At 51.8% G+C, this 23,073-nt stretch carries 20 protein-coding genes; 7 read left to right on the forward strand and 13 right to left on the reverse strand.

Annotated features, from left to right (window positions below; all coding sequences use genetic code 11):
• Positions 1-12 precede the first annotated feature (12 nt).
• Positions 13-384, reverse strand: a complete 372-nt coding sequence (locus ACEW81_RS07310; protein ID WP_373532312.1) for an NADH-quinone oxidoreductase subunit A — start codon at positions 382-384, stop codon at positions 13-15.
• Between the two features lie 209 nt (positions 385-593).
• Between ACEW81_RS07310 and ACEW81_RS07315 the strand changes: the two genes are divergently transcribed.
• A complete protein-coding gene (locus ACEW81_RS07315) occupies positions 594-2,408 on the forward strand; it encodes a tetratricopeptide repeat protein (RefSeq protein ID WP_373532313.1) in 1,815 nt (604 codons plus the stop codon).
• Between the two features lie 547 nt (positions 2,409-2,955).
• Here the strand turns inward: ACEW81_RS07315 and ACEW81_RS07320 are convergent.
• From ACEW81_RS07320 to ACEW81_RS07330, 3 genes are all read right to left on the reverse strand, one after another.
• Positions 2,956-4,128, reverse strand: coding sequence for an OmpA family protein (locus ACEW81_RS07320; RefSeq protein ID WP_373532314.1), 1,173 nt, complete (start codon positions 4,126-4,128; stop codon positions 2,956-2,958).
• 35 nt (positions 4,129-4,163) lie between these two features.
• Positions 4,164-4,946, reverse strand: coding sequence for a flagellar motor protein (locus ACEW81_RS07325; protein ID WP_373532315.1), 783 nt, complete (start codon positions 4,944-4,946; stop codon positions 4,164-4,166).
• Between the two features lie 134 nt (positions 4,947-5,080).
• Positions 5,081-6,517 (reverse strand): DEAD/DEAH box helicase family protein, encoded by a 1,437-nt coding sequence (locus tag ACEW81_RS07330; RefSeq protein WP_373532316.1) that lies wholly within the window; start codon positions 6,515-6,517, stop codon positions 5,081-5,083.
• A gap of 60 nt (positions 6,518-6,577) precedes the next feature.
• Here ACEW81_RS07330 and ACEW81_RS07335 point away from each other — a divergent pair, with 60 nt between their 5' ends.
• On the forward strand, positions 6,578-7,222 hold the full coding sequence (locus ACEW81_RS07335; RefSeq protein WP_373532317.1) for a lysophospholipid acyltransferase family protein: 645 nt from the start codon (positions 6,578-6,580) through the stop codon (positions 7,220-7,222).
• Positions 7,223-7,351: 129 nt separating this feature from the next.
• Positions 7,352-9,241, forward strand: coding sequence for a hypothetical protein (locus tag ACEW81_RS07340; protein ID WP_373532318.1), 1,890 nt, complete (start codon positions 7,352-7,354; stop codon positions 9,239-9,241).
• 25 nt (positions 9,242-9,266) lie between these two features.
• Here the strand turns inward: ACEW81_RS07340 and ACEW81_RS07345 are convergent, their stop codons facing one another.
• Complete coding sequence (locus ACEW81_RS07345; RefSeq protein WP_373532319.1) at positions 9,267-9,995, reverse strand: hypothetical protein; 729 nt, start codon at positions 9,993-9,995, stop codon at positions 9,267-9,269.
• A gap of 103 nt (positions 9,996-10,098) precedes the next feature.
• Between ACEW81_RS07345 and secG the strand changes: the two genes are divergently transcribed.
• Positions 10,099-10,344, forward strand: coding sequence for a preprotein translocase subunit SecG (gene secG / locus ACEW81_RS07350; protein WP_373532320.1), 246 nt, complete (start codon positions 10,099-10,101; stop codon positions 10,342-10,344).
• A gap of 158 nt (positions 10,345-10,502) precedes the next feature.
• Here the strand turns inward: secG and ACEW81_RS07355 are convergent, their stop codons facing one another.
• The 6 genes from ACEW81_RS07355 to ACEW81_RS07380 all read right to left on the reverse strand — a co-directional run bounded on the left by ACEW81_RS07355 (position 10,503) and on the right by ACEW81_RS07380 (position 19,283).
• The gene (locus tag ACEW81_RS07355; protein WP_373532321.1) at positions 10,503-11,126 is read right to left on the reverse strand and encodes a YceI family protein; all 624 of its coding nucleotides are present in this window, start codon (positions 11,124-11,126) and stop codon (positions 10,503-10,505) included.
• A gap of 34 nt (positions 11,127-11,160) precedes the next feature.
• A complete protein-coding gene (locus ACEW81_RS07360) occupies positions 11,161-11,988 on the reverse strand; it encodes an HvfC/BufC family peptide modification chaperone (RefSeq protein WP_373532322.1) in 828 nt (275 codons plus the stop codon).
• Positions 11,975-12,898, reverse strand: a complete 924-nt coding sequence (locus ACEW81_RS07365; RefSeq protein WP_373532323.1) for an MbnB/TglH/ChrH family RiPP precursor modification enzyme — start codon at positions 12,896-12,898, stop codon at positions 11,975-11,977. Before ACEW81_RS07365 ends, ACEW81_RS07360 begins: the two co-directional genes overlap by 14 nt.
• A gap of 48 nt (positions 12,899-12,946) precedes the next feature.
• Positions 12,947-13,354 (reverse strand): hypothetical protein, encoded by a 408-nt coding sequence (locus ACEW81_RS07370; protein ID WP_373532324.1) that lies wholly within the window; start codon positions 13,352-13,354, stop codon positions 12,947-12,949.
• A gap of 158 nt (positions 13,355-13,512) precedes the next feature.
• Positions 13,513-16,458 carry an isoleucine--tRNA ligase gene (ileS, locus tag ACEW81_RS07375; RefSeq protein WP_373532325.1) on the reverse strand — a complete coding sequence of 982 codons (2,946 nt, stop codon included), beginning with the start codon at positions 16,456-16,458 and terminating at the stop codon, positions 13,513-13,515.
• 284 nt (positions 16,459-16,742) lie between these two features.
• Positions 16,743-19,283 carry a hypothetical protein gene (locus tag ACEW81_RS07380; protein ID WP_373532326.1) on the reverse strand — a complete coding sequence of 847 codons (2,541 nt, stop codon included), beginning with the start codon at positions 19,281-19,283 and terminating at the stop codon, positions 16,743-16,745.
• Positions 19,284-19,413: 130 nt separating this feature from the next.
• Here ACEW81_RS07380 and ACEW81_RS07385 point away from each other — a divergent pair, with 130 nt between their 5' ends.
• The 3 genes from ACEW81_RS07385 to ACEW81_RS07395 are packed head-to-tail and all read left to right on the forward strand — an operon-like array spanning position 19,414 to position 21,474.
• On the forward strand, positions 19,414-19,590 hold the full coding sequence (locus ACEW81_RS07385) for a hypothetical protein (RefSeq protein ID WP_373532327.1): 177 nt from the start codon (positions 19,414-19,416) through the stop codon (positions 19,588-19,590).
• Positions 19,583-20,758, forward strand: a complete 1,176-nt coding sequence (locus ACEW81_RS07390; RefSeq protein WP_373532328.1) for a replication-associated recombination protein A — start codon at positions 19,583-19,585, stop codon at positions 20,756-20,758. Before ACEW81_RS07385 ends, ACEW81_RS07390 begins: the two co-directional genes overlap by 8 nt.
• Positions 20,759-20,814: 56 nt before the next feature.
• A complete protein-coding gene (locus tag ACEW81_RS07395) occupies positions 20,815-21,474 on the forward strand; it encodes a Maf family protein (protein ID WP_373532329.1) in 660 nt (219 codons plus the stop codon).
• A gap of 32 nt (positions 21,475-21,506) precedes the next feature.
• On the opposite strand, the gene ACEW81_RS07400 is transcribed toward ACEW81_RS07395, so the two are convergent.
• Complete coding sequence (locus ACEW81_RS07400) at positions 21,507-22,142, reverse strand: thermonuclease family protein (protein WP_373532330.1); 636 nt, start codon at positions 22,140-22,142, stop codon at positions 21,507-21,509.
• 3 nt (positions 22,143-22,145) lie between these two features.
• Positions 22,146-23,051, reverse strand: a complete 906-nt coding sequence (locus tag ACEW81_RS07405) for a 3-hydroxybutyryl-CoA dehydrogenase (protein WP_373532331.1) — start codon at positions 23,049-23,051, stop codon at positions 22,146-22,148.
• Positions 23,052-23,073 lie beyond the last annotated feature (22 nt).

Below are 23,073 nucleotides of genomic sequence, written 5' to 3' on the forward strand. Positions count from 1 at the left end.
CCTCCATCCTTCTTACTGCCACCTGAGTGCGTCACGCTTCCAAGCGTAGACGAGGCCCAGCATCAGGATTCCGATAAAAATAAACATTTCAATAATGGGGAACAAGCCCAGAGACTGCACCAGTCGATCAAAAGCCACCGCCCAGGGAAACAGAAAGACAGTTTCAATATCAAACAGGATGAAAAGCAGGGCGTACATGTAGAATTTAACATCAAACTGGATGTGGGAATCGCCAAAAGGAGCCATACCAGATTCGTAAGTGGTGTCCTTCAAGCGGGTGGGGTATTTAACCTGTACAATTTGTGAAATGCCCATCATTAAAAAAGGCGTAATGGCCGCCAACAAGAGGAGCAGGAGCAACATGGAATATCCGGTTAAATGCATAGCCTTGTCTCGTTTGTCTTCTCTAATGGTACATTCAATACTTGGCTGTTGGGCAAAGCGCTCAGATGAGAGGGTTATGGGGCTTGGCTCAGACAATGACTGATAAGAAATTTGGCCCGATCGGCTGATTTACCATCCAGAAACCAGTATCATTTAAAAATAAACTGTGGAACAAGTCAAAGTTTAATGACCGAATCTGGAACATACTGATGATACCATCATTTTTCGCCAACAGGCTAAGCACTATTCCTTTTTTAGTTAGCGCCCCAGCCTTCAGCCTTCTGTTGTGCGGCTGGCTAAACTGGGCCATAATCGCCCCCGTTTACAGCGACCCGGTATTGGACAAAGCCGCCCAGCTGCTTCAGAATGGGCGTGCGGATTCCGCCATGGCCGTTTATCAGGCCTATCTCAAAACACACCCTCGTGACTTGGATGCGGAACTGGCCTTGGCCAATATCGCCATTCGCCGCTTTGAGTACGACAAAGCCAAACGCATTTTAGAAAATACGCTGGCCCAACACCCCAACTCCGCGGAAACAGCAGCCACACTGGGTCGCTTGTTCCAGCTGTGGCAAAATTCTCCCACCGGCAAAGTGGCCGACAATAGCCGAGATTATCAGGCACTGGCCGACGAGCATTTCAGGCAGGCGTTGACTCTGGATAAAAACAATCCGTTGGTGCTGACTTACGCCGCCGATTGGAATCTTCAGAAAAACGACCTGATTACCGCAGAACAATATCTACAAACCGCTTTGCGAGAAAATCCCTCATTTATTCCGGCCTTTCAGGGCCTCACCCGCTTTTATATTAAGGTTAAAGATCTCAGGCGGGCCAAAGACACCATTTTTCATGCCACAGAACTGGCCCCGCTGGATTCGGCCAATTACTTTCTTACCGCCCAATTACTGGGCATCGCCAATCAACCGGTGGAAGCCGTAAAATACGGCCTGAAGTCCGAACAACTGGATTATGGACGCCTGCCCGAGCGGGATTATTTTTTGGCTACCCAGTTTGAGAAACTGGGCGAAACCCGGAACGCCATTCAATACTATGAATCGTTAACCGTTTACACCCCACGGGAACCCCAGGTTTGGCTGAAGCTGGGCGAGTTGTATGAGGCTGCCAATCAACCCACCCAAAGCCTTCACGCTTTTCAGAAAGCGCTGGCCCTAAAGCCGGATGTGTTAAACGACTTGTATGCCAGCGCCCGCCAGAATACCCGGCTGGAAAAAATTGAGCTGGCCTTGCAGCAATGGCGGCGACTGCTCACCATTCAGCCCGACCACCCGGAAACCGTGGATGAAGGCCTAAGCGCAATCAGTGGCCTGCATTACCTCCATCATTTTTATCATCCCGAGTTGATGAGTAAAGAAGCGGGCGAGGATTTACAGCGGGTTGAAGCGGCGTTGCGCCAGAATCCGGGCGATCTGAAACGCCAGCTGGACCGGCTTAAAATTCAGATTGCCCAGCAGGAAGAACTCAGCGAAACCGTTCGTGGGAGCTTAAGTCGGTTGTCTGCTGGTAATGATGACGCCATTGCCGGAGAAGCGGCCTTTATACTAGGAGACTTTGCCAAAACCGCTGAACGGCTGGAACCAGTGGACGGCTTATCGGAAAGCGAGTATGCCCAATTGGCCGACCGGCTTTTGCTGGTTCAGGAGTTGCAGTTTTCCAAAGTGTTTTACCAACGGGCCTACCAGCTCAAAGCCGATGCGGACTATCAGGCGGGCATCAAGCGCATTCAGTCCAAGCAAGCCCTGGCCACTCAAAAGGCCAATGAAGGCAATATGGCCTTTAACGAGAAGGACTATCAAAGCGCCGTTTTAAAATATCTGGAGGCGGCCCGCATTTATCAGCAGTGGGATAACGTGTACCTGCGGCTAGGCGATACCTATGAAAAACTGAAAAAATGGCCGGAAGCAAAAAACGCTTACCAAAAGGCCATTAGCCTCAGTCCGGGCCTTATGAACTCTCAGGGATTTGCCAAAAACTACAACCGCCTTCAGAAAAAAGCAAAAAACTAATCAGATTCACCCCAATCGTTTGCTATTCGCTCGTGTAAATTGTTTTTTACTCAGCGCTTTGTAAATTGTTTTTTTACTAAACAATCAGACAATTCAAGACGCCCGCCTGTTTTTATTTCTATAGAGCAAGGAACACGTTGAAGTAAAAGCGCAAATAACTACTCACACCTAAAAGAAAGGTAGGTCATTCGATCATTTTGCGTGAAATGAGTGACTTGTTTCGGCAGCGCACCAGCTGACACGAGGCCCATCCCAACCAGCGGAGGTCTTATTCGTTTATTTTGAGAAGTCACTGACAGGAGGCAGCACAGACGCTTACAATCAGTCACTTTACAAACCCCAATGCAAAGGAGAGGCGACTCTTTAATAAAATCAGGAACACACAAGATTGGAAACACTGGAGGATTGAGAGTAGCGAATTGAAGTGGATTTGATTTAAATATCTGAAAAGCCTCTGGATCTGCTGTTTTGCGACCAGGGGCTTTTCCCGTTTTTTGAGAGAGCAGACATGCATTAGGCGCACATTAAAAGCGCATTCAACGGGTTTTTAAGTGTGCTTTTTAGCGGGAAGAGACTCCTCCTGAACAGGCAATGACAAATCTTTGGGCATGACCGCTCTGGTTTTGGGAATCAACACTTTTTCAGTGCCGTCCTTTTCCTTAATAATCACCTTCACCGGCCCATCGGCGGGTTGATCGGGCCGTTTTTCCGGTAACACGGGCAATACGGTTCTGGGCTGATCCGGCCCGTCTGAAACGCTTTTAACAATGGATTGCTCCATCAAAAATTGCACTCGGGGGTTTAAAACCGCGCTCATTTTTTCGTTGTAGACAATAATATCCACCCTACGGTTTCTGGCCCGACCTTCCGCGGTTGCGTTATTGGAAATGGGCTGAGTATCGCCATAACCCACCGCCACCAACGCGGCGGGATTTAACTGATGGCGCCCCGCAAAGAAGCGCACCACGCTACTGGAACGGGCGCAAGAAAGCTCCCAGTTTGAAGGAAATTGCCCGGTGGCAATGGGCTGATTATCAGAGTGGCCTTCCACGTGAATGCGGCGGTTATCAAATTTTTTCAGGCGGGCGGCCACTTTGTCTAAAAACTTGTAGGCATAAGGCTGTAAGGTGGATTCTCCTGCTCCAAATAGCAACCGGCTATCAAAACTGATGCGAATCCCACGCTCCTGCACCGAAACTTCCACTTGCCGCACCGGAACATCACCCGCTTCGGCACCACCGCCAGAACCGGCTTGTTGAGCCGCCCCTGCCCCTTTGCCTTGTCCTGCCTCAGCGTTGGGGCCATCCTTGCTTCCACCCCCACCCACCGCCAGGCTTTTAATTTCATGGTTTGCGCTTTTTAAATCACTGGTCAAATCATCCACCAGCTTCTGGGTGGATTTCACCTCACCCGGCTGGTAGGTCATGCTATCAAAGCGACCAATCACTCCCGGTCCCGCCCCTTTTTCCTGGCTCAGCGGATCAGGATTTCGGCTAGGAGCGCTTTTGCCCTGCAGGACGCTATTAATGCCATTCATAATGCTTTTTTCTTCAAAGCCTTCCCGAATGGCCGTACTCACATCTTTTAACTTGGCGGCATCCGTTTGGGCCATCGCGTATAAAGCGGTAAACGTGGCGAACAGCAAGGTCATAAAGTCAGCGTAGGAAACCAGCCACCGCTCCAGGTTCTCATGCTCAGGATGTTTATGCTTTCTGGCCATGCCGAATTAAAACCTGTCCTTTTCAGCCTGCGGGCCTATGCTTCAGGGCCGGGGTCCTTTTTATGGCCCCCATCGTGTCCGTGCATAAACACTTTCAGTTTCTCGGAAATAAAACTGGGGCTTTCTCCGGCCTGAATGGAAAGAATCCCCTCCAGCATCATGGCTCGGGTCATAATGGTTTGACGGCGGTTGCCTTTGAGCTTTCCGCCCAATGGAATAAACAGCAGGTTGGCTCCGGCCACCCCGTACACGGTCGCTACGAAGGCAACGGCAATACCACCGCCCAGTTTGCTGGGATCGTTTAAATTCTGCATAACGTGAATAAGGCCCAATACCGCCCCGATAATACCAACCGTCGGCGCATAAGCCCCGCAACCTTCCCATACTTTAGAGGCATGGGTCACCGATTCCTCATAATGGCTCAGCTCGGTTTCCAGCAATTCCCGCAACAGTTGGGGATCGGTGCCATCGGTCATTAGCTCCAAGCCTTTTTTCAAAAAAGGATCTTCAATGGAGCCAATTTCAGCCTGCAAGGCCAAAATGCCTTCTTTTCGGGCTTTTAAAGCCATATTCACAATCAGCTCAGAAACTTCACCCGGCTTTTCTTTCACGCCCATAAAAATAATGGGCAAATCCTTCACGGCGTTCACCAAATCCACTTGGGGCGATTGCAATAGAATGGCCCCTAACATGCCCCCAAACACAATAATAAAGGCAGTGGGCTGTACAATGGCGGAAAGGGGCAAACCTTCCAGTACGGCCCCGCCAAATACGGCTGCCATCCCCAGGGCCAGTCCAATGATTGAAGTAATATCCATCAGTCGCTTAGACCACCACTCACTTCCTTGTACTACTCCTCCATTATAAAGTTCTAGTTTGTATATAAACAAAATAGAACTGGAAATCTCCTGCACCCAGAGGAGCGTGCGTTATTTTTCAACCGCTTTAAACCCTAAAAAATCCAGTGCTTTATCAGTTTACGGAAAACCGGCTCACTGGCCACGGCCTTGCCCTGATTGGCCTGACAGCGATCGCAAACCCTACAGGGTGGCAGTTCAATCACACTAGCCCCCTGGTAATAAGCGGCCAAACTTTGCAACCGACAATTTTCGGATAAAGCCCAATGCCGGTAATGCTTTAGGGCATGGCTTTTACTTTGTACTTCCGCCTCATCCAAAGCCCGACTGTATCGCAGTCGTTTCAAGCTGGCCTGGTAATCTTCCTTGGTGTGAAAAATCAGGCCTTTCATTACATGCTGCTGGCCATAAGCGGCCTGCATGGACTGCGTTTGACGAAATACCTGCATAAACACGTCTTCAACACTGGCTGGCGGTGTCCAGAAAACCAGCCGGGGATTCGATTCGGGGGACGGAGACCAATACCGGGTATCGGATCCGGCGTTGACCACAATGGCATTTAAGCGGGTATTGGCCATTTCCAGAATCTGGGCCTGCTCTTTAGGCGTTTTTTTAAAGTGGGTAATCCACACAGAATCAAAGCCGTAATCCAGCAGCGAGGCACCCAATTTTTCGGCCTGAGCCGGATAGGCCGTTTGAATCAGGGTGGCCCCTGCTCCATCCAGTTTACCCAGCTTCCCCTTACCGGGGCTGCCCGACAGTTTATCGGTGAGCGCCATAAATTTCTGATGCTCGGTCAACAACCGCAGCACTTGCAGTTCCACACCCTCCACCAAAGGCGGGCATTGAATGGACTGATAACTGGGCAGTTCCAAACGTTCACTCAACTCTCGAAAGCGAGCGGGGGGTAGGGGGGGAATCAGCAAGGCCATAGGCGGCAATTGACGCAGTTGCAACAGCCCTTCTTCATAAAAACGCCGGTAATGGGCATGTCCCGGCGTAGAGGGCAGCAAGCGATCCGCCTCCTCCACCACCATAAAATTAATGGGGGTATGCACCAACACTTCCAGAAAGGTTAGGCTCACAAAGCGATCCGGGGTAATGTAAAGCAGCTTGACCCGGTTATGGTTAATTTCTTTTTGTACAGAGCGCTCTTCATGCGGCATTTGGGTACCATCCAGAAACGCCACATCGGGGAAACGAAACCCGGCGGATTTAAAGTATTCCAGATTTCGGCGAATTTGACGGCCACTTGGACATACTGCCACCACCATGCCATTTCCCATCATGCCTGCCAATGCGTAGAGAGAAACCACCGGATGGCCCAGCGGAAAGCTGGCAATCAAATGCTGGCGGTTAGAGACAGCCTCTAAAAATCGCCGTTGGTAAGTATCCGGGGGGGTGGCATAGCGGAAAAAATTGGACATGGTAACACTATCATACCGTTTGCCAGCCTTAAAAAAAGCCCCTTTGTCCGTGTTATCATCCTTTTCAGCGATTTTATACAGAATAGACGCTTTTTTGAACTTCATTTTTTATTTTTCTCTAATTTTCAATTTGTTTCTTTGTCAAATTTGACGCCGGGAGCCAACATGTTTAACCCCAAGTGGAATTACAGCCAAATTTCGGACAGCCAGCTAACCTGGCCGCATATGTTCTACCAGTGGCTTTGCATCCGTACCATGGAAGCCTATTTTTTATGCAAGTACAAACTGCGGATTAAAGGACGGGAAAATAAGCCCAAAGGCTTCCACAGCTATGTAGTGGCTTGTAACCATATCTCTTTACTGGACCCTTCGCTGGTATCACTGGCGCTAGATTACCAGCCCATTGCCTATTTGGCCAAGATAGAACTGTACGAGCGCTTTTGGCTTCGACTGTACAACTGGGGCATGTCTTCCATTGCCGTTAACCGGGACAAAATGGAGTTATCCAGCTTTAAATCGGCCTTAAAAGTATTAAAAACCGGAAAATGGGCCTTGGGCATTTTTCCAGAAGGCACTCGCTCTAAAACCGAAGAAGTGGGGCAAGCCAAACGTGGGGTGGCCTATTTTTCGTGCAGCGCCAAAGTGCCTGTGCTGCCTTTGGGTTTGGCCCAGGTGGAGCGCAACGGAAAAATACATCTTGAAGTGCGGATAGGAAAGATGATTCCATGCGATGGCGACATGGACAGCATGACCCACAAGATTGAGGAAGCCATTCACACCCTGGTGGAACAGGCCAAAAACGAGCCTTGATTAAGACCCGATTGAGAATGGCCGATAAAAACCTTGGATTGCTAACAACATTCCCACTTGAGTGGTTTTTATAGCTCAGAATCTCACATTCAAATTGGACGCTTAACCTCCAGGAGTCGGGCAAACCGTATGAGTATTCAGGGCAGACCCCCAGCCTATCCATACCCACCCATGCCCATGCAAGGCACAGGCCTAGCCTATGGACAGCCTGCGTTCAGGCTCAACCAGTCGCTTCCACCATTGGGAGCGGCAACACCGCAACCGGCTTTGGTCTACCCTCAGCCGCTCCTGTTTAATACCCTGCCCGTCCCTTACCCCCAAGCGATTCAAGCCCCCCAGCCTTTGCAAACAGAAGGCATTCAGTTTGATTTATTCAGACAACAACAGTGTAAACCCGCCTTGGTGGAAACCCAGCAGGACAGACTGAACGCCTTAACCCTCCACCCGCAACAGTACCAAAGCCTGAAGGCAGCCAACGTGCCTGAGGGACCTGTGCAAGCCATCAAAATGGCCAGTCAAATCATGCGGGCTTTAGATCCGGGTACGCAACGACAGTTCCAAACCCTGCTGAACAAAGGGGTGATTACTCAGGGAAAATCGGATGACGGCCACTCCGGCCTGTATCATTTGTATGGCATTCTCACCACCCCTCGGGCGGCGGGATTTAACAACCGAACCATTTTGAAAGAAACTGTGCAGGTTTTAAGCCAGCCTTACAGCATTTCGCAGCGTTTTGCCCCGGTTGGCCCGCAAGAGGCCAAAAAACTGATGGCCGTTCGCAGCAATCCCGGCCTGAGCGGCAGACAGGTGCCGCCTCCCATCCAGCCCCTGAGTTTTGAAGACTTAAACGTGGACAATAGCGCCACCTGCGTGGCCTCCAGCGTCATGTACTATATGGCGGATAAAGAACCCGCCGGATTTGCTCGCCACATTAACGAATTAACCAGCCCCATGAACGCTTTTTTTGAGAAAGCGAAATTTACGGAAATTTCCCCGGATAACCCGGCCCAAGCACTGCAAATTTTGCAAGAACACCAAATTCCCTATTATGTTTCCGGCCCCGGTGAAGTCACCGTGAAGGTTGAAAATCCACCCGCTGGGGTGGTAAGGGCAACGGCCAGCCAAAACCTGCCTGCCAACGGGCCGTTTCGCAATGCCATTGGGGCCGCCTATCAATCGGCCATTACCTATCTGGTTACCCACTCCTATGATCCGGCCAGCGATTTGCGAGATGCTGACGTGCCCGGTGAAACCAGCAAAGGACTCACTGAGGCAGAAAAAACCCTGATGGAAGCCATTATTAAGGACAATGGCGGGGTGCAATCGGTCACTTATCAGGCCGTTAACAACAAAGCCAACCCTGCCCCCGGCGAAGAGAACAACTCCTACCTTTTTGGGTACAACCGCCCCTTTGAACAAACCACTCAGGACATTTTAGAAGCCTTACGCATGAACGAGCCTGTAATTATTGGCACCACAGACACCGATGACACCGGGGCCATTGTGGCCGGACACGAAATTACCATTACCGGGGCCTATACCGATCCGCAAGACAACCAGCTCAAGTTTGTGGTGGCCGACAGTGACGATAACATTGCGGCCCCCGTGGTAAAAAGCGCCAGAGACTTAATACCCACCATTCACCATGCGGGTTTGCCGGTCAATCTGGCCCGCCGAATCAACCAGCAAATTCAAGCCAACGCAGGCTACCTGATCCCCGATCAACAGGATCAAGTCAATTTCAAGCTACTGGCCCGTGAAGCCAGCCCCATGCCCATGGACCCCGAGCAGGCCCAGCCCGCTGGCGTCAGCCCTTACAGTGCGACGTTGCCGGGTTTAACAGGGCCAGCGCCAGCGGCAAGCAATTTTGCCCCTTACGCCCCCCCCAACGCCCAAGCGTTTTTGCCCACTCCAATTTACGGGCTGACCATGCCCCCAGTGCCTGCAACCGCAACCGCCAATCCATTCCGGGAAATTCGGATGAATCAGCCGCTTCCCACGGCAATGCCAGCGGCCTGATTAAGGCGTGATTCCGGCTGGCTAATTAGCGTCCGCCGCCAATACCCTGCTGCAAGCCCCGGTTAATGAAGGGATTGCGATCAACATCCCGATCCCGGTTAATGGTGCCGTTATCCAGCAAATCTTTCTTCTCTTTATCGCCTTGGGAGTAGATATTGCCCATGGTGGTTAACTGGTTAAACACTTGCGGCGAAACACCGGGCATGGCTGGCATTACAGAAGGACCACTGCCGCCCATCACTTGCGCCATCATGGGCAAAGCGTTTTCATCGGTTCGCCGACCGGTGGAATCCACCAAATCAATGGGCCTCAGGTCTTCCTCAGAAGTCCCGGACACCGCATCCACATACACCAACTGCCCTTCCAGATTCGGGTCCTTAGGCACATCCATTCTCAGTTCCAGCACACCGTTTTCAGGCACAGTGCCGCTCAGTTCCTGCGCGTCATCGCCTACCCGTAAAACCACATCGTTGGGCAATATTTTGCCTTGACCCTGGGCGGAAATAAACAATTTAACCAAACTGCCCGGCTGCGCCTTCACGATAAAGCGAGCCTCCTGCCCCAAAGTAAGGCGATTGGGCAAATACACATCATTTTTTCTCAATAAAAGGTTGTTCAAGCGACTTTGGTACTTTTCCGCATAGGCAGAGCCGGTGACCCCAGCCGTCCCTCCCAAACCAATGCCCGTTAATAGCACAGCGAGCAATGATGTCAAAACCAGATTTCGGTTGAAAACGAGCGTGATGAAAGGCATGGGGATCTTCCTCTTTGTATTGATATTGTACAGAAAGCCTTCACGCGGGCCAAGGGTTATGATTAAATAAGGTCACTCTGATGCAAGCAAGGACACTTTGGCCATGGACAGTTTAATCCCTTTTATCCGTCTTTTTCTACAAATTATGCAAATCCTGTCTGCGGTGCTGCTCATTGTATTGGTTATGATCCACTCTCCCAAAGGCGATGGCATTGGCGGCATGGGCGGAACCTCCCAAATTTTTTCCAGCCAGAAAGGCGCTGAAGCGGCCTTGAATAAAATAACCGCTTACACCGCAGGCGCTTTCTATGTGTTTTCCTTTGTACTGGGCCATTATTTCGGATTCTAAGTTTGTATCTATCGGGGGAGCGTCTGATCGCTTGGCGGCAAGGGCTGTTTTTTAGCAGTTATGGCCTTGAGATTGCCTTTAACGATTAAAACGGACTGAATGCAATGGTTAATTGCCATTCAGCCCGCTTTAAGTTGTGGTTTTATTGAATGGATGGGTTAAATCGCTTTACCGGTCATATCCACGGTTACAAAAACCGTGTCCGCCAGTTTTACAAAAAGCGCTTCCGGGCGTTTAATGTTGTGCTGGGCCAAGGTTACCGGAAATTTCCCACGCACCCGAATGTGATCCGGCTGCTTGTTGGCTCCTGGGGCGTAATCCACGGTTAAGGGAATGGTTTTACGAACCGTAACGCCATGAACCGTAAAATCACCAGTGGCATCCAGCTTAACGGTTTGGGCCTTGGACAGGTCCGGCTTTTTCAGTAACTTAACGCTTTTGGTAACAAAGGTAGCCTTGGGAAACTGGCTGGTTTCCAAAAAGTTATCCCGCATATGCTCGTTGCGAAGGGGAATGCCGGTATCTATACTGGCCAGATCCACCGTAAAGTTAATGTTAAAAGGGTGTTTGGTGTCAAATTGAAAGCTGTCATCCAGCTTAATATCGCCCTTAACGGCATGGGTATCGCCATTAATCACCTCCACCGGGGCATCCGACTTAAAAGAAACCAGATCCTTGCTGGTGCCTTCCACCTTAAAGGTTAAAGGCTTGGCAAAGGCGGAAGGTACGCCAACCGCAAGCAACAGGGCAAATAGCGTTAGCGCCAAAGAACGGGAAAACATAGAAAAAACTCCTTTTAACAATCAATCCATTATTTTATTCAACCGAAACTGAACCCAGCAGCATTCCCTTTTGAAGGCAGTTTTGAAATAAGGCCAAGGCCTGCTCCGCAATTACCGCTGCAGGAATATCCGCCAGCATAGGCAATTCCAGCTTTAAAGCCAGCAACGCCTGATGGTAAGAGCCCGCCTCGCTCAATCGCATCAGGGAGGCCGTGATTTCATTCAGGCAAAAAAACCGAACCTCCAATGTTTCCGGGTCTCGATAAATCAGTATCTCCACCGGATCCCGTGGCGCCGAGGCCAACGGCGCTGTGCTGCGCTTGGCCTGAAGCTGATCGAGCAAAATCGGAATGTTGTAATGAAACCCCTGCAAGCGTTTCACCGGGTTCCAAACTGGACAAAATGAGCCTAACTGCGTCAAACCCGGAACTTCGGGCTTTAAACCTGACGACAAGGCAACATCGGGCAAATTGAGTACTTCCATTTCCAGCCATTCGTACAAGGCCAAATCCGCCAAAAATGGATAATGCTCCATCAAGTCGGCTTGCGTTGCCAAATAGTCATGAAAGTTACTGATAGCCCCCATCAACTTATAAGAGCGGTTGGGGCAGTGGCGTCGATAATCATCCACCAGCGTATGCCATGCCTGTAAATCCTGACCGTGCTGGCTTAACAAGGCATAGGTAAACGGGTAGATATTTTGTAGGGTATCCCGCACCGTGTTAAACATTAATTCTTGATAGAGCGCCAATTTAGAAGCATCTTGCTGGCCCAGCAAGGCCCAGCGGCTGGCATCACGGGTGGGCTGATGCGGCAAGAGCAAAGCCTGACTCAAGCCGGTTTGCCACTCAAGAAGCGACATTAAGCACGTCCTGAGCGAAAGCCTGACGGCCTTTGGAAGCCATTTCAGGCTGAGCGGTTTCTTTCCAGATTTGCCGAATCATTTGCAGCTCGGGCTTTAAATCGGCAAAAGCAGGCAAATAAGTATCCCGCTCCAGCATAACCCCGCAGGGGTTGCATCGATTCAGCACCCAGCGCAGCAGCACCCAAACCGGTTCAATCACCGCAGCGCCATGGGTATCCACCAAACCTTCCGGGAACTGATGATGCCCGGCCACATGAATTTGCACCACCCGATGCAGGGGAAGCGCATCCAGAAAGGCCACCGGATCAAAGGCATGATTGACGCTATTGACATAAACATTGTTCACATCCAGCAACAAGCCACAATCGGCCTGCTCTAAAATAGCGGCAATAAAGGCCGCATCCGGCATTTCATCAAAAGGCGTATTTACATACTGGGAAATATTTTCAATCAGCACGGGCCGCTGCATGCGGTCTTGCAAGCGCTTGAGGCGAGAGGCCACATGCTGAACTGTTTCCGGGGTGCGGGGCAACGGCATTAAATCGTTGAAATAATTCCCGTCCAAACTGCTAAAGCACAGGTGATCGCTAAACCAGGCCGGATGAGTCCAGCCAAACAAATCCGACAACTCAGCCAAATAGGCCTCGCTAATGGGGTCCAGACTGCCCAAGGAGAGGCTGACCCCATGACTGATTAATGGATAGCTGGCCTTGGCTCGCTGCAAGAGACGCAAGGCTTTTCCCCCTCGGCCCATGTAGTTTTCGGGGGTGAATTCCAACCAGTCGATTAAGTCGGTGGCGGCCAAAGTATCCTCCAGAAGAGGTCGACGCAAGCCCAAGCCAACGCCCAGCACAGGGCAGCCCTGAAAACCAGTGGCTGCTTGATGCGAGTGCGTGGCTAAAGCCATTCGGTCAACCTCTTCCAGATTCAACTTGAACAATAAGCGGTTAACCGGTTATTTATCGGCACCACAAGCGCCAGCAGCGCATTTATGGTCAGCGTCCTTGGCATCATGCTTGTGTTCTTTGTCAGCCGCACCATGATGCTCAGCGTCTTTGGCGTCATGTTTGTGGTCTTTGTCAGCGGCGCAATGATGCTCAGCATCTTTGGCGTCGTGTTTGTGGTCTTTATCAGCGGCGCAATGATGATGGGCGTCTTTGGCGTCGTGCTTGTGCTCGTCTTTTTTAGCGCCACAATCATGAGCTGCTTTTTCAGCGCCGCACTTGTGCTCTGCTTCAGCAATCAAAGTACCATTGCTGGTCACTTCGCTCATCTGAAACAGACTACCTGCTTGAGCCGCATTCATGGTAGCAGCCACGCCAAGGGTCAATGCCACGGCGGGCATAATTTGCTTGTAATTCATTGATTCTCCTTTATTCCAAAAACAGACTGATTAGGGGATCTCATTCCAACTCGTAAAAAATGGAATCTCTTCCATCATACACAGGGACGGCATCCCAGCACAATGTTCCTCGGGGAGGATGTTTTTGAAACAAATGGATGGGAAAAATTAATGAACGACTATTGAACCGCCTGATAGCAGCGTTCACAAATCTCCGGGTGACCCGGCATTTTGCCAACCGCCTGATCGGACTTCCAGCAACGGATGCATTTGGCATACTCAGCGGGCATGGCATACACATGCGCCCCATTTCCTGATGCCTGAGTATGCCACTGGCTGGCACTGGTGTCCGGCGGCGCATCCGCCAGACTCACGGCGGAAACATTGAACAGCACCTCTCGCTCACTGGCGGATAAAGAGGCCAATAAGGTGCCAACCGCAGTATCTGTAGGCTGAATGACCACCTGTGCTTCCAGCGATTTACCAATATGCCCTTCAGAGCGAGGCACTTCCAACGCCTGATTGACCGCTTCCTTCACCGCCAGCAACACTTCAAATGTTTGGGTTAACTCCGGCTGAAGGAACTGGGCGTTGATTTGAGGCCACGGCAACAAGGTTGCGCTCACCGGAATCTGACCATCCACGATGGTTTTCTGGTTTTCGGGCAAGCTGAGCCAGATGTCTTCCGCCAGGTGCGGGGTCACCGGCACCAATACCGGCAAAATGGTTTGCAGCATTTCGTAAAGCACGGTTTGTACCGCCCGCCGACGGGGCGCGTTGGCCGCATCGCAGTACAAAATGTCTTTGGTCACGTCAAAGTACAGGGCAGAGAGATCTGCCATGCACAGATACTGAATTTCGTGACAATAGCGGTTGAATTCCCATTTTTCAAAGGCATCCGTAATGTTGCCTAAAATATGGTGCAAGCGATGCAGGCTATAGCGATCCAGCAGGGACAACGACGCATAGGGAATGGCATCTTTGGCCGGATCAAAATCGGACAGATTGCCCAGTATAAAGCGCACCGTGTTTCGCACTTTTTTATACACTTCCGCCATTTGGTGCAAGGTGTTTTTACCAATTCGCACGTCATTGGTGTAATCCACGCTGGCCACCCACAGGCGAAGCACATCCGCCCCGTATTCCCGAATCACCGAGTTGGGATCCACCACGTTGCCCAGCGATTTGCTCATTTTACGCCCGGATTCATCCAGCACAAAACCGTGGGTTAACACGCTTTTATAAGGCGCCTGATTATACAGCATGACACTGGTTAACAACGACGACTGGAACCAGCCCCGGTGCTGATCGGAGCCTTCCAGATACAGTTCCACCGGCAACGCTCCCAGTTCATCCTTGCGAGCGTCCACCACCGCGGTATGGGTAATCCCGCTGTCAAACCAGACATCCATAATGTCCATTTCCTTAACCAGAGTTCGCTGGCCAACCCCATAACGGGCTTTCAAGTCCGCAGGCAACCCGGCCAGTAATTCTTCGGCCGATTGCTCCCACCAGATATCTGAACTATGAACCTTGAACAGGCCGTAGAGATGCTCAATGATTTCTGGGGTAATCAGCACATCCCGGTTGTCTTCATAATAAAAAATGGGAATAGGCACGCCCCACACCCGCTGACGACTCAGGCACCAATCGCCTCGGCCTTCCACCATGTTAAAAATACGGTTGCGCCCCCGCTCCGGGAGCCATTGCACCGTATCCACGGCTTTTAGGGAATCTGGCCGGAATTTTTCAATATCAATAAACCACTGATCGGTGGCCCGGTAAATCACGGGCTTGTGGCACCGCCAGCAATGGGGATAGCTGTGGGTGAACTTGCTGTCGTGCAACAAGGCGTTCTTGGCCCTTAAAATATCCAGCACCATGGGATTGCCCAAATGATAAGGCACCCCCAACAGCTCGGGCACCAAGGCTTCTTCGGTAAACTTGCCGCTATTGTCGATGGGAGACAGAATGGGCAGAGGATTATCCTTGAACTGCTCCCGGTTATATTGTTGCACCACCAGATAATCTTCCATCCCATGGCCGGGGGCGGTATGCACAATGCCCGTTCCCGCTTCCAGGGTGACATGATCGCCCATCAGCACCGGGCTATCCCGATCGATGAAAGGATGACTGGTAATCAGCCCTTCCAATTCACTGCCTTCAAATTCGGCAATGGCCTCAAAATCATCGGTAGAGCCAAGCAGGTCATACTCCACCCATTCTTCAGGGGTCATCATCACTTTGGCAAAGGCGGGCAGCAATTTTTCGGCCACCAGCAATTTGCCCCACCGGCTTTTCACCAGATGATAAGCGAACTCGGGATTGACCGCCAAAGCCAGGTTAGCAGGCAAAGTCCAGGGGGTAGTGGTCCAGATCACCAGCGAGGCATCGGCCAGCATGGTTTTAAAGGAATCTTCCAACCCGTTTTTTTCCAGATTTTTTACCGGAAATTTCACATAAATACTGTGACTGGTATGATCTCCGTATTCCACTTCGGCATCCGCCAAGGCAGTTTCACAGGTAGGGCACCAGTAAACTGGCTTTAAGCCCTTGTAAACAAACCCTTTTTCGTAAATAGCGCCAAACACCTTAATTTGAGTGGCCTCAAACTCAGCGTCAATGGTGATATAAGGCTTTTCCCAATGGCCCCAAACCCCCAGCCGCTTAAAGTTGGTTTCCTGCCCCTTGAGGTTGGCCAGCGCAAATTCCCGGCAACGTTTGCGCAATTCCACTTCAGAAATGGCATGCCGACCGCCTTTAATGTTTTTGACCACCGCATTTTCAATGGGCAAGCCATGGCCGTCATATCCCGGCACATAGGGGGTATAAAACCCTTGCTGAGACTTGTAGCGGGTCACAACATCCTTCAGAATTTTGTTAAGCGCCGTGCCAATATGAATTTTGTCGGAACTGAGGTAAGGAGGCCCATCGTGCAGGACAAACTTATGCGCCTTATCACGGGTAGCGCATAGGGTTTCATAAACTTTGGCCGTTTCCCAGTGGGTTTCAATTTCCACTTCACGAGTGGCGGCCCCGGCTTTCATTTTGAAAGCGGTCTGGGGCAAGTTCAAAGTTTCTTTGTAGTTGATGGACTGGGATTCCTGTACGGACGGTTCCTGCATCCTGCGAACCTTTCTGTTACGAACGAGCTGTTATGAACAAGGGGCGTATCACCAAGAGAACCCGGATCCATTCGACCAAGCCAGCCCGGTAAAAACGGGTTGGCTTTTCCACAAACGGATGGCACGGGCCAAGCGTCAAGCCTGAACCTCAGATTTTAACATAGTCCAGCCCCAGACTGACGGCGCCAAGCTCCTCGCCCCCATGGTGAATGCCTCTCACTGTTCAGAAAACGCCGTCCTCCAAACCCGGATTCAAAAAATGAACGCCCCCGTAAAAGGCTACTCTACAAGCGAGAGATTGCGGTCAACGCCGGGTCCAGCAAACGCTTTCCCACATTTTCAAATGTAATATTTAAAATCACCGACTGATCCACCGGAATGACTTTTTGCACAATGCCCAAGCCATAACTGGGGTGCTGCACCTTGTCACCGGCCTTAAACGTTTGAGAGCCTTCCCCACTGGGGGGTTCCGGCGGCTTTTGTACCACCGACAAGCTTTCTTCCTGCCAACCGGCCCCATTGTCCAAACCAGCGGCTTGCGCCAATGGCTGGGGGGATGGCGGATAAATGGAATCCAGCGCTTCCCGCATGCCAGCATCCACCTTTTCGGAAGCGGCTGCCGTTTCAGGGCCAGCAGGCTGTGGGGGTGGCGCTTCATGAACAACTGGGAGTGATGACTCTTGAGGGGCTGTCGCCTCAGAGGGTTCAACCGGCACCGCTTGATGCTCGGCCAGCTTTTTGGCAAGCAATGGCGCGTCAAAATCAAGGGTTGGGGAAGTGACAGACGGTTCCACCGCCTCAAATTGCTTCAGACTGTTTGAAACGGGCGTTGCCAAAACGCCTGTTTCCCGAGGGGAAGGTACCAGCGGCATAGCATCCACTGGCAACTGATCCACTTTTTGATCCAGATTGACATCAAAATCAAATTCATCCTTCTCAAACTCTTCCGGCACCGGAAAAGAAGGCAAGGCAGCAGTGGAAGCAGCAGAAGGCAGAGCAGGCGGGGCTTCAGGCTGCGCTAACACAGGCTCCGGTAAGGCTTCATTTTCAACGCTCAGGGGCGGGAAATTGGAATGGTCGCCCATTGCATCCGGGATGGCCCCTTCATCCGCGTCCGGGTAATCCAGTGGATCAGGTTTAGGAGGGGGCGATGACTCGGCGGTGTTTAATAAGTCACTTAATTGCTCGGCGGTTAAAAAAGAGGGGGCCGTCTCCATACCCGGAGCCGATAAATCTACCACCGGGGTGGTAAACGACAAGGCCGAGGTCATTTCAAAGGTAAAATCCTCGTCCGTCCCTTCATTCACCGGCGCAGAAGCATCGTTCAGCTCGGCTTCCACCATTGGCAGGGGGGGAGAGTCCTGGCCCCAGGGTGGCAAAGTGTTTAAATCCGAAGGAGAGAAACTGGTTTCAGGCTCACCCTGTAAAAACACAGGGAATGGTTGTGGCAAGGCATCAAACTGTGCAAGTTGAGGCTCGGGAAAAATTCCCGGTGCGGCTTCATATTCTTCCTCAGCGTCAACCGGGGGCTCAAGGGGAGGCTCAAGGGGCGACTCAACAACGGAAGGCTCCACAGGAAGCTCAACGGAACGCTCAACAGGGGATTCAACAAGCACGTGAGCCACCGGGGAGGGTAAAGCACTAGGCGGTGGGGCGGGAGCAGGCTGAACCGGCGCCATTGGCTCATGCGCTATGGGAATCCATTCGGTTTGAGGCGCCAGTTCCGGCGTACCGAAAGCAACGGGTAGGCCCACGGTCAAATCACCTTGCAAAGTACTGATTTGGCCCGTGGTGACCGATACCGTGTTGTTGGCCAAATTCCGAATAGCGTCGCCAACGTAGGGAGACGCTAGGGCCAGCATCCGCAGTTCGAGCGCATCGGCCCTTTTAACGTAGTCTCCAAAGTCGGGCAGTTCATTTTCCGGGTAAATTAAAACCGGCGTCAGGCCCAATTCCGGCCTGGAAAAAACCTGTTCCATCACTTCCTGATACACAAAGCGCTTCCAGGGCGCTTGCAAAGCCGATAAATCAATCACAGACACCGGATGTTTGGCCATTTTTTTCAAATCCAGCACCTGCTCAGGGGCCTCTGCAAATACCTTGTTGCGAATGACATGGGCGCAATTTTGCAAAATTAAATTCTTGAGCAGAGACTCGGTAATCATGCCGCTGACCAGCAAAGGGCTAAAGCCACTAAAAGCGCCGCTTTCTGGCCAATGGGAAGCCACTGTTTCGGTGACTGGCTTGCGAACACCTGCGGGGAACAGCCCCCCAAAGGTTTCCAAAAACCGCTTGGCGCTTACCTCTTGCAAGCCCAAGCGAACCGTATCCCCTGCCGTATAACAGGCCACATCTCCCACCGATTCAAAAATCCCGATGGGGTCCAGCACCAGAATTTTCTGATACGGCTTCACCGCATCCATTAAGGTGAGCAATACCTGATACTTGGATAAAAAATCATCCCCGGTCACCAGCGTTAAAGCGCCCAACCGCAAGTAATCGGCCTGAAAAGTCCCTAAATCCAGCGGATGCTCTGGCACGGGCAACAGCTGCACCATCTCATCCACCATTTGACGGGGGGTTAAAGGGGTAATATGAATGGGCTCCAAAGACGGAGAGCCTCGCAACAGGGCGATTTGAACGATTTGCCCTTCTTGAAGGCCTCCCACGCCATGGGGTAGGGCGCGCAATTCCTGCACCTGACCGTACACAGGCGCTGCCCCCTCAAACCGGAGCAGCTGTCCGGGCAACAGGGTCAGACCCGGTGCCAAGCGGGCCTCTAACTCTCCCTGAGTTAATTTATAAGGAAAAATCTGAATGGACAAAACTGCCCTGGCCCTCTTCCATACCGATGAAATGGTTCCTGTCATCAACGGTGAACAGGCACTATTTCTTATTCTATGTTTCTTATTTTACCTGTCTTTCGCTTAAAATGAAGCCATTAGGAAAGCGGCCATGAAAAAAACAGCCTCCGCATCGGGCGCCATGCCAAGTAATAACCTGTTTAACCTGCTTGCCGAACAGAACCGGCAGACCCCTTTGCCTGAAATGATGCGCCCCAAAACTCTTGATGACTATCTGGGGCAAGAAGAAATTTTGGGCGCTGGCACCCCTTGTAAGAAATTTGATTGAAACCCGCCAACTGATTTCGCTGGTGTTTTGGGGCTTACCGGGAGTGGGTAAAACCACGCTGGCCCGTATTATCGCCACTGGTTCGGGGGCCAATTTCATTGAACTTAGCGCGGTCAACTCCGGCATTAAGGAACTGCGGGAAGCGATCACTCAGGCTGAGGAATCGCTGAAGCTGAGCGGAGAAAAGACAGTGGTGTTTATCGATGAAATTCACCGCTACAGCAAAACCCAGCAGGACGCCATTTTACCCTTTGTGGAAAACGGCACCATTATTTTAATGGGGGCCACCACCGAAAACCCCGCCTTTCAGGTCATCCCGGCCCTGCTATCCAGAGTGCTGATTGTGCGCCTGAAAGAATTGGGCCGAGAGCATATGAAAACCCTGATTAAACGCGGGGTGGTGTTTTTGGGGAAAACCCGCCAAAAACTGACCATTTCTCTGGAGGCCATGGGCTTTATTGCCGATTATGCCAACGGAGACGGGCGCAGCGCTTTAAACCTTCTGGAAACCGCCTTCAAATGCGCCCCGCTGGTTGAAAACGAGCAAGGCGAAGAACTGCGGCTGATTGAAATGACCTTGCTGGAGCAATTGGCACAGCAAAACCGGCTGAACTACGACCGGCAAGGGGATGAGCATTACGATCACGCCTCCGCCTATCAAAAAAGCATGCGGGGTGGCGATGCGGACGCCGCCATTTACTGGCTGGCCAAAATGATTGCGGGCGGTGAAGATCCCCGTTTTATCGCCCGCCGGTTAATGATTACCGCCAGCGAAGATGTGGGGCTGGCCGACCCCAAAGCGTTTCAACTTGCGGTGGCCGCCGCCCAATCGGTGGAAAGGCTGGGCTTGCCGGAAGGTCGCATCCCCCTGGCCATGGCCACCATTTATACGGCCAACGCCCCCAAAAGCAACGCGGCCATTTCGGCCATTGACGCCGCCATGGCCGATATCACCCGAAACGGCCATAACTATTCGGTGCCCCCGCACTTGCGAGATGCCCACTACGCCGGGGCCAAAGCCTATGGCCACGGCATTGGCTATGTTTATACCCACGATCACCCCGAAACCACCCAGCATTTTTTGCCTACCGAATTGCTGGAAAAACGCTACGTAGACCATCAACCCGGCCAAACGGTGGGCAAGGCCCGCCCCCCGGAAGCTCAATGACGCTGAATAACACCCCCCTCAAGTATCCCTCCCCCGTATCGCCAAAGGATTTTGCAATGATTGAAATGGAACCCGTAACCACCCAACAGCAGCCGCTGCGCCTGAGTCATCCGGTCATTCTGGCTTCAGGATCACCTCGTCGCAAAGAGTTACTGGGTTCACTGGGGCTGGATTTTCAGATTGTGGTTCCCAATGTCGATGAAGAAGGGTTTGATTTGGGCCATTTGCCCCCTGCGGACGTGGTGAAATTTTTGGCCCGCACCAAGGCCCAGGAAGTGTATAAGCACCATCATCAGGCCTATGTGATTGGCTCGGATACGCTGGTAGTGATTAACCACGAAATTTTTGGCAAGCCCAAAACCAAAGAAGACGCTTTCCGCATGCTGAAAGCCCTGCAAGGCAACGCCCACCAGGTTTATACCGGCATCGCCATTTTCAGCCCGGATGCCCTGCCCAACGTTCCCCCCATCGCTTGCGAGGCCCTTTGCACCACCGTGCATATGCGGGCCTTGAGTGATGCCGAAATTCACACCTATATCGCCACCGGCGAGCCCATGGACAAAGCCGGGGCCTATGCCATTCAGGGCTATGGCAGCACCTTGATTGAACGGATTGACGGGTGTTATTTCAACGTGGTGGGCATGTCATTGTACCTGCTAGATCGCCTGTTTGCGCAATTGGGGCAGGCCTTATTGCAAAATGCCCCTGCCCAATAATCCTTCAACCATCCAACAGAAATTCAGATCCGCTAAAAATCCGTCGCCCAAAGCCCCTGCTGTTTGCTGCGGGCTTGTTGTTCTGCAGCTTTAAATTCAGGCTCGTACCGCCGGTTTTTCCCCAGAAACAACACCGTGGCATAGCCTTTTGCCAACAGTTGGGCGTTCAACGATTGCGGAGCGGTGGACTCGGCGAACACATAGGCCAAGGTGCGCTGGTACTTGTCCAAGCGGCGTTGATCCCACTCCAGATACACCGTTTTCCCTTGAGCCGCCTCCGTCAGCCATTGGCTGGCCTCTTTGGCGAATGGTTCATCCGTAGGGTGTTGACTGCCGTAAGTGGGATTTTTTCGGGAATAGCGCATTTCAGGAGAATCTATACCCAAAAGCCGCACCTGCTCCTGCGGTTTTTGAATGCGACCATCCTGATTCAAGTCGCACCCCAAGGTGTCGCCATCAAATACGGTTAACACCTTGCAAGACGTTCGCCCTGTTTCCATCAAGATTGTTTTTTGCGAGATTGCTTTTTGGCCCGTTTCTGCGCCAACATCCTGAATTGCCCCGGATCTCGGGCTAGCCAACCAGCCACGCCAAAGCCACGCCAAGCCCAAAATAATTAAAATCAGGCCAACGGCTTTTTCGTTGAATTTCAAACCCAGTCGCTTCATGGCTTAACGATAGCTAAAAAAGCCACGTCCGCTTTTACGACCCAGATAACCGGCATCCACATATTGCTTCAGCAAAGGGCAAGGCCGAAAGCGGGGGTCCTGAAACCCATCGTGCAACACGTTCATAATGGCCAAGCAGGTATCCAGCCCAATGAAATCGGCCAGGGTCAACGGCCCCATGGGATGATTCATGCCCAGTTTCATCACCGTATCAATGTCTTCCGCGGAACCAATGCCCTCGTACACCGTAAAAATGGCCTCGTTAATCAGTGGCATCAGCACCCGGTTGGAAATAAACCCCGGAAAATCTCGGCTGACCACGCTGGTTTTATCCAGTCGAGCACTCAAATCGGCAATCAGGGCATAGGTGGCGTCGCTGGTTTGAGCGCCTCGGATAATCTCCACCAGCTTCATCAGGGGGACCGGATTCATAAAATGCATGCCAATCACCTGGGCCGGGCGCTGCGTGGCCGAGGCCAGCCGGGTGATGGAAATGCTGGACGTATTGCTGGCCAAAATGGCGGCAGGCCTCAGCAGCGCATCCAGATTCTGAAACACGTCCTTTTTAATCGCCTCATTTTCCACAATGGCTTCCACCACCAAGTCGGCGTCTTTCAGGGCTTCCAGGGTGCGTTCAAAGCGAATACGGCTCAGCACCTCCGTTTTTTGGACCGGAGTCAACAGGTCTTTACTGACAAACTTCTCCAGACTTTTCTCAATGCCAGCCGCCGCCTTTTCCAGGGCCTGATCGTTCACATCTTGCACAATCACCTGTAAGCCGCCTTTGTGGGCCATCACCTGAGCAATGCCATGGCCCATCTGCCCGGAGCCAATCACCCCCACAATTTGAATTGCAGCGGATTGGCCCTGACTGTCCGGGTGTTGAGCAATGTCGCACTGATTTGCCATTTCAAAAGGTCCCCTCTATAGC

This window comes from Vampirovibrio sp., assembly GCF_041737375.1.
GTDB lineage: Bacteria > Cyanobacteriota > Vampirovibrionia > Vampirovibrionales > Vampirovibrionaceae > Vampirovibrio.